This window comes from Microbulbifer guangxiensis (genome assembly GCF_021729075.1).
GTDB classification, from domain to species: domain Bacteria; phylum Pseudomonadota; class Gammaproteobacteria; order Pseudomonadales; family Cellvibrionaceae; genus Microbulbifer; species Microbulbifer guangxiensis.
This window is the reverse complement of record NZ_JAJSAQ010000001.1, coordinates 36,541-51,262: the sequence shown is the minus strand read 5'-3', so window position 1 is coordinate 51,262 and position 14,722 is coordinate 36,541. Positions and strand designations below refer to the sequence as shown.

At 45.5% G+C, this 14,722-nt stretch carries 14 protein-coding genes; all 14 read right to left on the bottom strand.

Annotated features, from left to right (window positions below):
- Position 1 precedes the first annotated feature (1 nt).
- A complete protein-coding gene (locus tag LVD12_RS00255; RefSeq protein ID WP_237064729.1) occupies positions 2-397 on the bottom strand; it encodes an FAD synthase family protein in 396 nt (131 codons plus the stop codon).
- A 1-nt stretch (position 398) separates the two neighbouring features.
- A complete protein-coding gene (locus LVD12_RS00250) occupies positions 399-1,673 on the bottom strand; it encodes a discoidin domain-containing protein (RefSeq protein ID WP_237064728.1) in 1,275 nt (424 codons plus the stop codon).
- On the bottom strand, positions 1,636-2,913 hold the full coding sequence (locus LVD12_RS00245) for a glycosyltransferase family 4 protein (RefSeq protein ID WP_237064727.1): 1,278 nt from the start codon (positions 2,911-2,913) through the stop codon (positions 1,636-1,638). The genes LVD12_RS00250 and LVD12_RS00245 overlap by 38 nt, the downstream gene beginning before the upstream one ends.
- Positions 2,910-4,364 (bottom strand): glycosyltransferase family 2 protein, encoded by a 1,455-nt coding sequence (locus LVD12_RS00240; RefSeq protein ID WP_237064726.1) that lies wholly within the window; start codon positions 4,362-4,364, stop codon positions 2,910-2,912. Before LVD12_RS00240 ends, LVD12_RS00245 begins: the two co-directional genes overlap by 4 nt.
- Positions 4,361-5,290: a dTDP-4-dehydrorhamnose reductase gene (rfbD, locus tag LVD12_RS00235; RefSeq protein WP_237064725.1), complete on the bottom strand. Its 930-nt coding sequence runs from the start codon at positions 5,288-5,290 to the stop codon at positions 4,361-4,363. The genes LVD12_RS00240 and rfbD overlap by 4 nt, the downstream gene beginning before the upstream one ends.
- Entirely contained in the window at positions 5,287-5,829 is a 543-nt protein-coding gene (rfbC, locus tag LVD12_RS00230) for a dTDP-4-dehydrorhamnose 3,5-epimerase (RefSeq protein ID WP_237064723.1), read from the bottom strand. Before rfbC ends, rfbD begins: the two co-directional genes overlap by 4 nt.
- A gap of 7 nt (positions 5,830-5,836) precedes the next feature.
- On the bottom strand, positions 5,837-7,477 hold the full coding sequence (locus LVD12_RS00225; RefSeq protein WP_237064722.1) for a sulfotransferase family 2 domain-containing protein: 1,641 nt from the start codon (positions 7,475-7,477) through the stop codon (positions 5,837-5,839).
- Between the two features lie 25 nt (positions 7,478-7,502).
- Entirely contained in the window at positions 7,503-9,311 is a 1,809-nt protein-coding gene (locus LVD12_RS00220) for a glycosyltransferase family 2 protein (RefSeq protein ID WP_237064721.1), read from the bottom strand.
- Positions 9,305-10,150: a glycosyltransferase gene (locus LVD12_RS00215; RefSeq protein ID WP_237064720.1), complete on the bottom strand. Its 846-nt coding sequence runs from the start codon at positions 10,148-10,150 to the stop codon at positions 9,305-9,307. Before LVD12_RS00215 ends, LVD12_RS00220 begins: the two co-directional genes overlap by 7 nt.
- Before the next feature lie 2 nt (positions 10,151-10,152).
- Entirely contained in the window at positions 10,153-11,106 is a 954-nt protein-coding gene (locus tag LVD12_RS00210) for a glycosyltransferase family 2 protein (RefSeq protein ID WP_237064719.1), read from the bottom strand.
- Complete coding sequence (locus LVD12_RS00205) at positions 11,103-11,843, bottom strand: ABC transporter ATP-binding protein (protein WP_237064718.1); 741 nt, start codon at positions 11,841-11,843, stop codon at positions 11,103-11,105. The genes LVD12_RS00210 and LVD12_RS00205 overlap by 4 nt, the downstream gene beginning before the upstream one ends.
- A gap of 2 nt (positions 11,844-11,845) precedes the next feature.
- Positions 11,846-12,604 (bottom strand): ABC transporter permease, encoded by a 759-nt coding sequence (locus tag LVD12_RS00200; protein ID WP_237064717.1) that lies wholly within the window; start codon positions 12,602-12,604, stop codon positions 11,846-11,848.
- Positions 12,605-12,688: 84 nt separating this feature from the next.
- Positions 12,689-13,561 carry an NAD(+) kinase gene (locus LVD12_RS00195; RefSeq protein ID WP_237064716.1) on the bottom strand — a complete coding sequence of 291 codons (873 nt, stop codon included), beginning with the start codon at positions 13,559-13,561 and terminating at the stop codon, positions 12,689-12,691.
- A gap of 211 nt (positions 13,562-13,772) precedes the next feature.
- Positions 13,773-14,708: a 1-aminocyclopropane-1-carboxylate deaminase/D-cysteine desulfhydrase gene (locus LVD12_RS00190; RefSeq protein ID WP_237064714.1), complete on the bottom strand. Its 936-nt coding sequence runs from the start codon at positions 14,706-14,708 to the stop codon at positions 13,773-13,775.
- Between the last annotated feature and the right edge of the window lie 14 nt (positions 14,709-14,722).

The window sequence follows — 14,722 nt, the reverse complement described above, 5'->3', positions numbered from 1 at the left end:
ATCACACTTCAGATTTGATTATTTCAATCAGTTCTGTGGTTGAGACGCTGGGCGTCCTCGGCAAATAAACAACCTCGCACAGAGCGTTAAACTGATCAAACTTGCCTTTCCAATCATCTCCCATCACTAAGACATCGGCCCCATAGTAAGTGATGTATTCAGCTTTCTTTTCAAGAGACTCTTCAGGAAAGCAGAAGTTTACAAAACGCAAGCTATTAATTATTTGCATCCGGTCCTGCTCTGAATAAACAGGAAACCTGCCTTTCTTGCTGAAATTTAATTGATCCGTTGAAACGCCGACAATAAGGGTATCTCCAAGTGCCGCAGCCCTCTTAAGAAGTTTAACATGCCCAACATGGAACACATCAAAAGTCCCGAAAGTTATTACAGTCTTCAACCTAGACTCCAAAATATAGGAATTTATACTCTTCTTTTGCTCGAGCCCAATCAAATTTCCAGAAGGGATCTGGTTTTCTCCAATCGGGACCGTAGTTAACCTCTAATAGAGACTCTGGCTCTGCTGGCAAAGTCAGATCGTGACCATGAAATCTTTCCGTCTTAACTGGAAAAATACTGCTCTCATTAATTGCCTCCCGAGGAAGTGGGTTAATCGAACAGTGTCCACTCTCGATAAAACCGGTAAAAATATCTAATTTGACGCCGCCCGGTGATACACACCAGTAATGTGCAACATTTGATTCTTGGATACCGCAACCCTTGCCACGCAAAAATTTAGCTATGCCAGCTCTTTCTTCTAATATCTCTCTTTCACTAGAGGCATTTCCGATATAGCAGATATCCAGATCATCATCATGCGGTATGAAGTCTCCATCTCGGACCATCCCCAAAAGAGTCCCAGATGTAATGAATGCGGCCACACCATATTCATCGTTTAGCCAGCCCAAAATTCGCTCCAGTTCCGCGCATATTTTTGATTTTTCTTCCTCACCGCAAAAGGAGAAGGTTTTCAAGAATCCATGTGGCCCCATTGCAAGACCATGGCGCCGAATAACTGTATTTACTACCGCTTGAAAAGATGCTGCCTCGGTTACCCTTCCTTCTGCAACCATCCTGTTGAACAAAGAAACGGCCTTGCTGTGCTCCAGAGCAACAGCATACGCAATTGCTTTCTCGTTATCATTGAGACCCTGTGAGAGAAAAGCTCTTAATCCACTCCAGTTATCAAAGACTAGGCTCCAGGACTTCAGGTCACTCGATAGTTCAACCTTCAAACTAAGTGCACGGGTAAAGAACTCACCCTCCCTGTTAAACACTCGGATGGAGTCAATGTCTACAATTTCTTGCAGATCAATCAAAAGCCAGGGCGACTCCTCCCTCTGGGTATGAAATCCACAACCGCCATTCTTTCGACCATTAACAACACCGGATCCCTGATATTTGATTTCACCGTTGAAAAAGCTACTACATAGCACCGGCTTATTTAAGGCGATATTATTACCACACTTATCTATCACCTCTACTTCATCAAGGTGGAATGACGTGACGGTCTGCAGGCTTAGCCTTATAAATCTGGCTTTTTGTCCACGAACATCTAACTCAAGAGGCGCTCCCGACTTAATACCACGAAAGAATTGAAAACCAGAATTTTCAATAGCGTCTTTTATCTCGGATACATCAAGCGATTTCTGAGGCTTCTTGCTTTTGAACAGCATGATATTTGATCCCGTAAATTTTGATATGCTGATTCAGGCACTCCTCGATCGTTAGAGGTGGCGCAATGTTATCAACAAGTTTTCCGCGGAGAGTGGAATCCTCAATTATCCTAACGATAACCTCAGCCAAATCCTGATGCTTACCAGCCCGAAAATGCAGCCCATCCACTTCGTCTTTGATCTTTTCTGCCATTCCGCCAATATCACTCGTTATAATTGGCACTCTAGCTGTGAAGGCTTCCTGGATAACCATAGGTGAGTTTTCCCACCAAATGGAAGGAATGACCACCCAATCAGTCCCACTTAAAAGCCTAGGTAGCTCATGCGATTCGTATGAACCGCAAAAGGTGACAACATCCCTCGTTCGCCTGAGCAATCGCTTTATTTTTTCCTGATATTCACCCCGTTGGTTATTGAAATTTGCGCCATGGATTTCAACTACCAGTCTCTCTCGATATTTTTTGCCGAGAGAAGCTATCGCGCTTAACAGGACATCAATGCCCTTATAGGGATTTACTTGGCCAAAGAAAGCCAGCTTTATTTTCCCTGAGGAACTCCTTTCAACACTGTTCTCACGTGCAATGATCCCTTCAGGCTTCGGCTGGCCATTCTCAATGACGGATATGGCTTTCTCCGAGACACCCCAGTCCACGTATCTATTTTTCAGAAAGCGTGAAGGGGATACGAAGTGATCAACTCTCCTGAAGATGTTTTTAAAATACTGCTCTCTTAGAAAGAAGTCACCGGGAGATTTATCTGGGAAGCAATTATTACAGTCTCTGGGAGTGTACTGATAACAAAGCTTATCGTTGGTTTTATACATGAGGCCATTGTTGTGACAAATAGCCAAGTACTCATGTAACGTCAGAATAATTCTCGTATTGGGCAATGTTTTCCGGACGACCTCAATTGCTTCAATACCAATCTGAAAATAGTGATGGAAATGGACTACATCCGGCTTTATTTTCAGCAATAATTCCCTTAGGTCTCCCCACAAATGCTTTGTCTTCAGGCTGGAAAAAAGAAAGCCATCATCCATCTTTGTATGAAAAAGAATTTCCCGTGAATCCTTTCTCTGGGAGAATGCGGCCCCGCCATGAGGCAGCAGCTCTGTCCGAGCCAAAAAATAAGCATCATGGCAATGCCGCCTTAACTCTTTGAATAAGTTATATGCGGCGACCTCAGCCCCACCCTTGTTAAAATCAGGGTGTCCATGCGATACGACTAATATTCTATTCATTCTCCAACCACCTGCTCGATCAGAGGCTCCCACTTATTCAACTGGTGGACATTGTTAAGCATGGTTAACTTGGTCTTCCAATTATCTTCGGAAACCAAGCCCTGAGATAAGCGCTCCAGATGGTATAGAACAACATCGTTATCAATATAGATATTAAGCCCCTTTTCTATTACTTTGAGGCACAGATCTGAATCCTCAAAGTCACCGAGGACATACATAGGGTCAAAACCACCAACCTCCTCGTAAAGGGACTTCTCCAAGAGCATACATGCCCCAGTAGTCAGCTGCGCCTTAGTTACCCCTCGAGATTTCACCAAATCCCAAGGCATCCCCTTACACGGATGATGATTCATCCAAAGTCCTGGAAAACTGGAGTCTCTACGAAACTCCATAGCCATGTGCTGCACAGAGTTGTCTTCATAGAGAAGCACAGCCCCTAAAATCCCAATATTATCAAGGCTGTCGAAGGTCTTAACCAGATCCTGCGTCCAGCCTGGCTTTGAAGGCAAAATATCAGAGTTCAGCAGTAGTACTTTTTCAGCGCGAGCATGGGAAACACCAAGATTATTTGCACCCGCAAACCCAAGATTTTGTCTGGAAACAACCAACTTGAACGGGAGACCGAAAGTCTTGAAGATCCCCTCGCAGGTGACTAAAAACTCGTGTTTTAGTGAAGGATCATCCAAGACGTAGATAACTTCGACCTTGGAAAAATTCTCGTCATGAGAAAAACTTGCCACTTGATGCTGCACAAAATCGTACCGTCCATAAATAGGTACAATAATACTTAGCGCCGGGTCATTAGGAAGCACGCCATGAGTGACAACTCTTGCTGGATTTGGCTTTGAAGTCCTTTTCTTCCAGACACCGTGAACCCGCTCAAGCACACCGGCACGGGCACGCTCTACAAAGTCTTCCGAATGTAGGTTCAAGGTTGCCAGCTCAGTCTGGATCTTCATGATCTCAGGGTCCAGGGAAATCGCTGCCGTTGTTGTAGCAATCTGGCCGGAAGCAACATCATTTTGCTCTATAAACTTGAGGGCTAATGCACCCTTCTCCCCAGCTTGTCCCGCGACAATATTTGGCGACGTTACACTGTTGAATTTCTGGTTAGAAAGAGGGAAGGATTTTCCATTAACAGAAGCGACCAGATTGGCTACATCCGTCAATCCGTCAATAACAACTATAAAGCCAAAGCAATGCGTCTCACCTTGAAAACCTAACTGCCCAATTACATCAGCGCGAGTAAACTTAAAGAGTTCACTTTCTAATGTGCTCTTGGTAGAACCATCGCTCCAGCTAATTGAAGAAGTTGGATCCGTTCGGCTCCCAACCCAACCTGACAAAACCATCTTCCCAGGTGCCTGGAGCATGTAATCGATATTGAGAATAACTTTCTTCTGGAGCTTCGATCGCAGTAATTGCTTCGCCCAAAGTGCAGGCCTTCTCATACAGTAAGCCCCGCTTCACTGCGGATGTGCTGATCTTTAATCAGCTCCATAACTTTGGCTAACTCGCAAGACCAATGGGAGGCCTCCAAGGCCAATAAGGACCGTAATTTGGAGGTGTCCATCACACTATAATGTGGACGATACGCGGGCGTTGGATACGCTTCGCTCGGGATGCAATCGATTTCAATTGGTCGGGAAAGAAGTCCTCTAGCTAAAGCTAATCTTTGAATGGTGACTGCAAAATCGTACCAAGAAGCGACTCCCGAATCAGACCAATGAAAGATTCTGTCTTCCATATTTAGCCGAACAGAATTGGCGGTTTTGAATCTATCCACAAGCTGCCAAATCACTATTGCCAACCGAGCGGCACTGGTCGGGGTGCCAACCTGGTCCCCCACCACTGCCAAGCGATCCCGGTTCGCCATCAGTCTCAACATAGTTTTTACAAAATTACTACCATAGCTGGAATAAACCCATGAAGTCCGAATAATCGCGTAGTTCTCAAGCGGGGAGGCTATTATGTGATTTTCACCCAAGAGCTTACTACGTCCATATTCACTTTGGGGAGATGTCTCACTATTTACTTTATATGGTGTAGAACTGCAGCCATCAAAAACGAAATCTGTTGAAACATGAATCAGGGCTGCACCAATTTGATGACAGGCCTCGGCCAAGTACCCTGGAGCAGCCGCGTTCACTGCATTACACGTCTCGCGTTCTGTCTCAGCCAGATCGACTTTGGTATATGCTGCAGCATTTATGACTACATGCGGGCTAAACCTAGAAAGAGCGTTGGAAACAGACTCTCCATCGGTAATATCCAGATCTGACCGCGAGAGAGATATCACTTCATAATCTTGGGGTGAAGAGCTGGTTAATTCCTGGCCTAGCTGACCATTTGCTCCTGTAATCAAAACCTTGATCATGAATAAACCTCCGCAAATTCCAAGCGAGGAGCACTCTGATCCTTCTCAGATAGCTGTGGTTCGGTTGCTAGTGGCCACTCAATACCTAGCTCTGGGTCATTCCAGATCAGGTTTCGATCATATTCTGGAGCATAGAAATTTGTACATTTATAGACAAACTCGGCCTCTTCAGACAAAACATAGAAACCATGTGCAAATCCCTCCGGCACCCACAATTGCCGCTTATTGTCCGCAGAGAGTTCAACACCGACCCATTGTTTGAATGTAGGTGATGATTTTCTAAGATCCACAGCCACATCAAACACGCGGCCGCTAGTTACTCTTACTAGCTTTCCCTGAGGCTGACGTATCTGGTAGTGAAGTCCCCGCAGGATATTTTTCTTTGATAAAGATTGATTTTCCTGGACAAAATCAACTTTAGGGATTTCTTTATTAAAGATATCCTGCCGAAAGGTCTCCATAAAATACCCGCGGTCGTCCCCAAAGACCTTGGGTTCAATTATTTTAACTTCCGGTATCTTAGTTTCAATAAATTTCATACAGTTGTTATACCTCAGCCAGTTGCACTTTTGAGTAATCTGAATTCATTTCCAGAATTCTTTTCCTGAAAAGTTCTTGCGCCGCATCATAAAGAGCCAGGTCTTCTGAATTTTTTTGTCGGATTTTATTCAAAATATCCGTATCGAGCTCTACTTGTTGTTCTATAGGAGCCTCATTCCTTTTAACCTCTGAAAGATTTAGATCGAATTTCCAATTCAGATACTCAAGTGATTTGGCATACTCTTCAGTCAAGCCGACAAATGCAAACTGGTGCAGGAGATCCAAAGGCAGGTACTTAGATTGCGTATTGTGCACTGCCTCCTGATCTATGAACTCTTCAAAGGACAGCTTCAACCCCATATGCCGACACCGGTGCTTATAAAGGGAGACAAGACGATCGACAGGATGCCGAACAAAAGTAAACGTATTTTCAGGAGGTATCACTTGACAATATCGACTGTAGCGAACATGCCCTGAAACCCATGCACTCCTATATTTCGACAGATGCTGCTTTAGCGTACTGGGGTCGTCGATTTTTGTTAGAAACCTATATGGCAGACTTTTTTCATGCCCCCGCTGTTTTGGGTAGTCTTTAATTATGTTTAAATCCCCAACCGACAACCTTAGAGATTCTCGAAAACTCGTGCCAGCCGTTTTAGGAATGTGAAGAAATAGGCGGGGCTCAGCGGGCGCAACTCTCGGAAAAAGTGAATGACGGATATTGGAGTGTAAATAACGAATATTGGAATGTGCTATGCGAGCCGCTAATAAAAAAAGATTTTTTTTCATGCGGGAAGCGATAGTGATATATTTCTTACTATATTCCTGCGGCCCAGAGAACAACTTTTCTATGTAAGCTGAACCTTCCTTTTCTGGAAGACTCCTTACCGTATCGAGTTCCCAATCGTCTGCATCATAACCTGTAAACTCTAAATATTTCTGAAACGCCGGTTTCAAATAGGCAACATCATGCTCTGTGAGCCAACGTCGCCAATTACCGTATGACTTACTTCTTACCACTCTTGTGAGTGCCTTAGATACCCCCACATTGTGTCTGATAGGAAAACCTAAATAAGAGGCCAAATCATTTATCCGACCATCAACTATGTCTTCATACCGCACCACATGCCAGTCGTTTGAAAGTCCCTTTAAAAAATCAATCACTGGTTCATAACTTTCAGCCAATCCTTTCCGTAATCCTGCAAAAGCAGAGGGATTCTGATTTGCAAGGAATACGAACGGTACTGAATCCGGCCTCGACTCCTTAAGCTTGAGTAAATCGAGAGTTCTTCTAAACTTATTCTTGTCGGGATTATGACCCGCATGCCAACGATAAAAAACCTGGCTGATGTAACGGTCTCGTGGATCGCGGGTGATAAAAATTTTTTTATCAAAATGACCCTGATACTTCAATATCTCATCAGCTGGAATACCTGAATCGAATAAAGTCTTGACTACTTCATTCTCCACAGAGCGCTGCCTCTTACCTCCTTTTAAATATTCCACCTCTCCGTCAAGCCGCAATATCTCTGCCGGCTCAAATGAATTGGCAACCTTTTTACCGCAATGCTCTTCAAGTGAAGCTTGAACCCGAGCTGCTAAAATGGTGGTTCCGCTTTTCGCGAGGCCGTAGATCAAAACTCTCATAACACAGGATTCTTTCTAGACTAAATTAGTAGGTCTTAAGCGCGAAATCTTCACGACTGAGCGTCAAATTTTCGTTATATGCTGGGTCTTTAAATTCATGGGTATTCCAGCGCTTTTTCATGTATTTTATTTCATTCATAAAGCGAATGCGGGCAGCTCCTTTTCGGTCACTCCCGCGAGACACGGATTCATGGTGATACAACTCCGCATGGGGTGTCCAGATATTGCGAAGACCTAAAGTATGCACTTTCAAACAAAGATCAATATCATTGAATGCAACTGTTAAGTTCTCTTCATCCAGACCGCCCACCTTCAGAAATGTCTCCTTCCTAATCATGAGACAAGCTGCTGTAACAGCAGTAAAGTTCTGAGTGGTAATCAGGCGGCACATGTATCCTTTGCTTGACCTTTCAAAATTCTTATGAGCATGCCCCGCAACACCGCCGTAACCAATAACCACTCCACCATGTTGACAGGTGTCATCCGGATAATAGAGCTTCGCACCAACGCAGCCCACTTCAGGCCTAGCACACTGGGAAATCAGTGTTTCCAGCCAGTCAGCACTAATCACCTCTATATCGTTGTTCACCAAGGCTATAAAATCACCGGAAGCTTTGGTAACTGCAAAATTGTTAATTGCTGAGTAATTAAACTCATAAGGGTAATCGATTATTTTGATTCTGGAATCATCAGCAAGTAATGAAAAATAATCATAAGTTTCTATTTCTTCTGAATTGTTGTTAACTAACAAGATTTCGATGTTCTGGTAACTTGACTTCTCCAAGATAGATTCAATACATTGGCGAAGTAAATCCACTTGATCTCTTGTCGGAATAATAATGCTGACAAGAGGCTGAAATCCGTCCATCTCCCACTGAACACATAGAGTTTCTTTACTTACACCCTCTCGAATTTTAAACCCCCGCTCTGCACCAATGAGCTTCAAGGATTGACGCGCAAGTTGTGAAACCGGTCTTTCAGGAGTAACTCTGGTTATGTGTTCAAGAAGTGTATAAGGTATATGCTTAATATTAACGTTCGGACAGCTACTCAGAAGAATAGCTAAAGCGTGATTGATTGCCTCTACCCCTTCAGCACATTCTACATCAGGTAAAATCAGCCCCTGAACCAGATCGGATTTAAAACAAATCGATGAAGGCAGGTAGTTATATTCGTAGAGATAGTCTGGACAGAATTCTGGACGACATTCGACAACTGGTATGTCATCCACAATTGTCGTGACATCACTATAAAGAGCATCAGGATACTTACCGGACTCTATAGAGTGTTCAAATGCAGTAATCGCATAGCGATTGAGTACATCACCGGCCTTCAGAAATAGAATATATTCAGTTTTAGCCAACTGGAACCGTGTTGCTTCTCCAAGAGCTCTAGCTGCTCCAAATACTGAATGAACGATGTTGAATAGGGCACTATCCAGCTCTGGAAAAGATATAAACAACCGTTCTTTTGTGCCCGCTTCTTTGATAAACAAAGTGACCTTGGCAGCAGAAGAAAACTGATTGAGGACACTTGATACTGTCTCAGACACTTGGGAAAAATCTGCCACCGTTGCGTCAACGACTAAATGGATTCTGCTTTCCGGCACCCTCTCCCGGAAAGATGCCATTGCCTCCAGCTCCTGTGCCTGACGCGCCTTCAGCATATTAAAGGCATGTCTAACACGGTAAGCATCATCTTTCACCAAATTAAAACCATGGGAAATGGCACGCAAAGTCTTCAACCGACGACGAACAGGCTTGGGAACTCTGGTTGCCAGTCTAAATGCATACTCTGAGACTAGAATCCGCAATTTAACAACGTAGCTCAACATACTCTTTCGCCTGGCCGAATCGCTGATTTAAATCGCCCCCAGTAAAAGCGTATCGCTGAGGCCAAGAACCAAAATATATGCTTTCGTCCCTTCTTACTTGTATTGCCACCATGATGGATAACTTGAAAGTCAGGCTCGATGAGAGCTGATGTTTTCATCAACGCCCTTAATGAGAGGTCATAGTCCTCAAAATACAGGAAATACCGCTCATCAAAGCCACCTAACGCCTTTAAAATTGCGCTATCGAAAAGCATACAGCAGCCCGAAAAGACTGAACTCGATTCTACTGGGACATAAGTCCGTACATTTGGATACGTTGCAGCACGGAGGTTCTTCCGAAATAACTTTTTAATAAATCCTGGTGCTATTGAGCGAAGAAAAATATGGCCTGTCCTAAAACGCCTAAGATGAAGACGCAGGGGGAAACCCTCAGAATTTAGTATCTTTGGCACTACAATGCCCGTAATTCCAAAATCAATTCCCTTGACCGCATTTGCAATGGAATACGGGAGGAACTCAAGATCTGGATTAACTATCAGGTGAATATCTGCAGCACTCCGGCCGAGAACTTCGTTGTGCCCCGCACCAAAGCCTTTATTTGTCGACGATAAGAGAATCACCCGAATATGCTGGGGAAGAGAAAGTTTTTCAGTAAGCAAATGCAGCTCACCGCCGTACACCGCTGATTGGGAATTATCGAGCAAATAAACTTCTGCTTCTGAAACTAGGTTTTCGTTAATCGCTTCTGAAAGCTCTCGCAACAAACTACTCAGACACTTTTCGAGTATATGCAGCTTTGTATCGTGGCAGACTAAGCCAACTGACAACTTGGAGCCCATTGTTAAAGTTCCACCACCGCTTGCGAACGCACTTCGGTCAAAGTCTTCTTCAATCTCTCGTGACGAACAGCCGCGAATATAGCCTTCAAATGCGCAATTCTTGCCCTGTCGAAGAAAGCGAGAAACAGCATTTTCAAGAACGCTCTAACAGTCGCGTTTATTTTCCAGGCGGTGCTTACGTAAGCTCGCTGAGACAATATCAAGATATTTCTGTAAATATAGAATGTGCGGGCTGGAGAGTGCTGCTTCGCCAATTGAACACCAAAGAAGGTTGCCCTATTCTCGCCAACTGTATGGGTAAACTTGGCTCCCGGGACTCCAAAAATCCTATAACTCAACGCGATTGCTCTACTACACCATTCCACATCAACATTATCAATGAACAGTTGGCTGTCATATCCACCGATTTTCTTGAGCGATTGAGTAGATATCAGCGTCCCGGATGTAATCAAGAAGTCTGCAGGTATAGGGTCTCCGCATCGTTCGGGCAATATTTTTCTAGCTCTCCACTTTCCGAACTGCACAAAGGGTTGATCATAATTGGTAAAACGGCAGGTTTGAAGGCCGCCCAGTGCAGCTACGTTCACGCCCTGCCTTCTTAACTTTCGATAAGCAGCTACAAGGATCTCAGAGTACCCGACTTCGGGTATCGAGTCCTGGTCGAATAGAAGGACAAACTCTTTGCTTTCTGAAGCTGCCGTTTCAAATATGGCGTTTGCAGCTCCAGAAATTCCGATATTTTCTTCACCAGAAACAACTGAACAGCCAGGAACTCCTCCACACAATGTGACAATCGATTTCACATTTTTTGATGCATTATCGTAAACGAGCACATCAGAATTACCCCCCGAAACTCTTTCAAGAAGTAACTGCAGAACAGTCAGGTCTGGATTGTAAGTGATAATGCCGACCAGGGTTCCAGCAACAGGAGATTGCCTTTGCGCCACTTGCTTCATACCGCCACTAACGTCTGTGCCTTCTTCAAAATCCCGGGATTAGCCTCAAATGATTTAGCATAAACTTCCGCTACAGAGTCACTGTCGCCCGATTGCACGACAACCCCTCTATCCAGCCAAATTGCTTGAGTACATATGCTTTGAATTAGATGCGATTCATGCGAAACCAAGACCACGGCGGCATCACCTTTTATAAGCTCCGCAATCTTTTCCTCTGATTTTTTTCTGAAGGCTCGATCGCCCACAGACATAGCTTCATCAATTAGAAGAAGGTCTGGCTCTGAGAACGCCGAAATAGCGAATGCCAAGCGCGCTTTCATACCTGAGGAGTAACTAAACACAGGGCGATGGATGTTCTCACCCAGCTCCGTGTAGTCAACTATTTGCTCAAGCTTTCGACGCACTTCGCTTCGAGTCATCCCCATCAACAAGCCTGTCAGGGTAATGTTATCCAAACCTGACATATAGGGAACGAACCCATTTTGAAGTCCTATGAAAGCTGATCGAACGCTTTCACTCGCGAAGATTTTCCCTTTGTCAGGCTGGTAGATTCCTGCTAACAGCTTCAAAAGAGAACTTTTCCCCGCACCATTTCTTCCAACTACCCCAATCTTCTCACCGCGCCGTATCTCCATGCTGATGTTAGAGAGTACTGTCTTCTTTGAAGATTTAAAGATGTTATAACCACTTTTGTAGCACAGAGACACCCTCTCTAATTTCAAGACTCTGTCTTTCACGGTTAGATCAACCTCTTTGGAATTTCACCGCGCAAGCGGCCCAGCATGACATACCCAAAAGTAAGAATCGGGAGATGAACTCCAGTGATAACTAGAAAGGTCAGGGTGTCAATTCTATTACCATAGAGAAGCAGATCTCTTATGCCTTCGATAATATGTGCAAAAGGGTTCCAGAACAGAATTTGCTGAGCAGTTTCTGACATATCGTCTATTGGAAAGATAACACCAGATAGAAACATCATGAGCATAGTGGCTCGTGAAATTATAATTTGCACATCCGGAACAAAGGGCATCACCACACTAAACAACACTCCATAACTAAATGAAGTGATCACTGCACAAATGATCCAAATAACAAAGTCCCCCCAGTGGCCGAAACTCAGCACACCCTGTACAGCTAGTAGCACGAACACACAACTAAGAACAAATATAAATTCTAATGTACTAACCATTAAAGTGACTACGGGAAAGACAAAAGGGTGTACTCTAAAGTTCTGCAAGACTCCTTTCTTTCTGAAAACCGACGCCCCACCTCGATTGACTATCTCCATCATCCAGCGCCAGGTCGTTATTCCACAGACCAAGGAGTAGACGAAGTCCCCACTACCCTTTAAATGGGCAAATAGAAAGTAGAAGACAGCTACAAACAAGCATGGTTCAAGAATCCACCAAACTGGACCCAGTATGTACTTGTCCAGGTCCGACTTAAGTTCGGACAAAAACAAATAACTTGTCAGTCCTTTATAATCGATTGAGTTCAATTTACTTCTCTCTTTAGCCCCAATATATCGCCATTGTCGCTCAACTTCCTCGGCCCAGAGTGCTGCCTAACCATTAATCAATTCCTACATCGTTTGCCAGTTCAGCTTAGAGCGACACGTTTCATAAAAGTTATGATCAATAGGATGGATCAATGTAAGGCGGTGAGGCTTTTTGTGAATTCTTAACACATCTCCTGGCTCTGTGATCACCTGGTCATGCCCATCGCATGTCACATGGGGGTTCGCGACATTATGTGCGCCCACAATAATTTTGAACTCACTACTACCCTCAACCACGATTGGCCGGCTGCTCAGGGTATGAGGATTAAGTGGCACAACAGCGATGGCATCCAGTTTTGGATGCATGATCGGCCCCCCACCGGAGAGCGCATAAGCGGTGGAGCCTGTAGGGGTGGATATAATCAGGCCATCTGAACGTTGCGTGTAAACAAACTGGCCGTCGATGTACAGGTCGAATTCAATCATGCGGATGAATTCACCAGGGTGAATTACCACATCATTTAGAGCAGAGCCCTTTCCAACAGGTTTACCGTCTCGGGTCACTGACATGTCGAGCAGAAAGCGGCTTTCGGCCATGTACTTGCCGGCCAGCACTTCGCCTACTTTTTGCTCGATTTCATCGGGAGTAATATCGGTTAGGAAGCCAAGGCGACCCCGGTTGATACCGAGAAGCGGAACACTATATTTAGCAAGCGCGCGGGCGGCGCCGAGGAGGCTGCCATCGCCGCCGACGACGATAACAAGATCACAGAGCTCGCCAAGCCTGTCCTTAGATGACACACGGGAGGAGTGTCCAGGCACGGCGGTGGCGGTCTCATTCTCGAGCACGACAGAAAAACCCTCACGCTCAAGGAACGCCATCAGACGCTTGAGCGAGAGAACTGCGCTATCGCTTTCCGTACGGCCAATCAGGCCTATGTTCTGGAACTCTGACACCGTTCCCCCATGGTGCCCGATTCCGGGCCGTGAAACTCATTAAAGAATCTTGCTTTTCCGGCGCTTCAGATTAATTCTTGACACACAGCGCAAGACAATTGGTGCCTGAGGCCCCTTCCCGCAAACCTGTCATTATGCATCACGCGGTTTGGGGAGTCGAATGTGCTTCGGTGGTTTGGTTCTACAAAACAAGCATCTGTTTAATTATCAATCAGCTGAAGAGTCCACGCCTGCCCTGTAATCCCCCCGAATGTAGCAATAATACACTTTTCCCTTTGGTGACTCTCCCGGCTTTGAGTTCCGCCTGAAAACCAAACGCCAACTTTGCGGTGTACACCGGGTCCAGGGGAACACCGGTCAGCCGCTCAAAGCTCCGGATAAACCCACTTAACTCCGGGGAGACTCGCGCATAGCCGCCGCATTCGTATCCTTCCCGCAGTGGCTCCAAGGCACTCCCGCCCCCCAGCTGTTTAAGCCACGCCATTCCATGTTCAAAAATTGATCTCCCGGCTTTCAGTACCGGAACACCTATAACCGGAGTATCAGTCAAGCCCGCCTGCACCCCTGCCAGAGTCAGGCCGGTGCCGCAGGCAAGCCACACCTGGTCAAAATGTAACGGCGCGGTTTCCTTTATCACACGAGCGAGGAACTTTGCACCTTGGGCGCCAGCCAGGTTCGCGCCGCCCTCCGGTATAAAAAGTGAACTGCTTGCATCAAGCCCAAGCAAATTCAGGAAGTCCTTGTCACTTCGCTGACGGTAGAGATCCCGGGTTACAAAACGAAGTTCCATTCCAAAGCGCTCCGCATCCTGAAGGGTGGCGCTGAGTTGCTTTGGACGCTCGCCCCGAATGATGCCGATTGTCTGGAATCCGAAACGACGGCCCGCAGCGGCGACAGCATGGATATGATTTGACCATGCGCCGCCACAGGTGATTATTTTTTCGGCGCCCTGCTCTCGAGCTTCGATGAGGTTGAATAGCAGTTTGTAGGCTTTATTGCCGGAAATGAGGGGGTCCAGCAGGTCGTCGCGACGAATCCAGACATCTACGCCTGGATACAGCTCTTCGGGTAGCTGCTCGTATGGGACCGCACGTGCGGCTCGTTCGAGTTCGGAAAGTGTGAGGCTAGAGAGATAGCGGAGTGTCATGGGACTGGCACCCA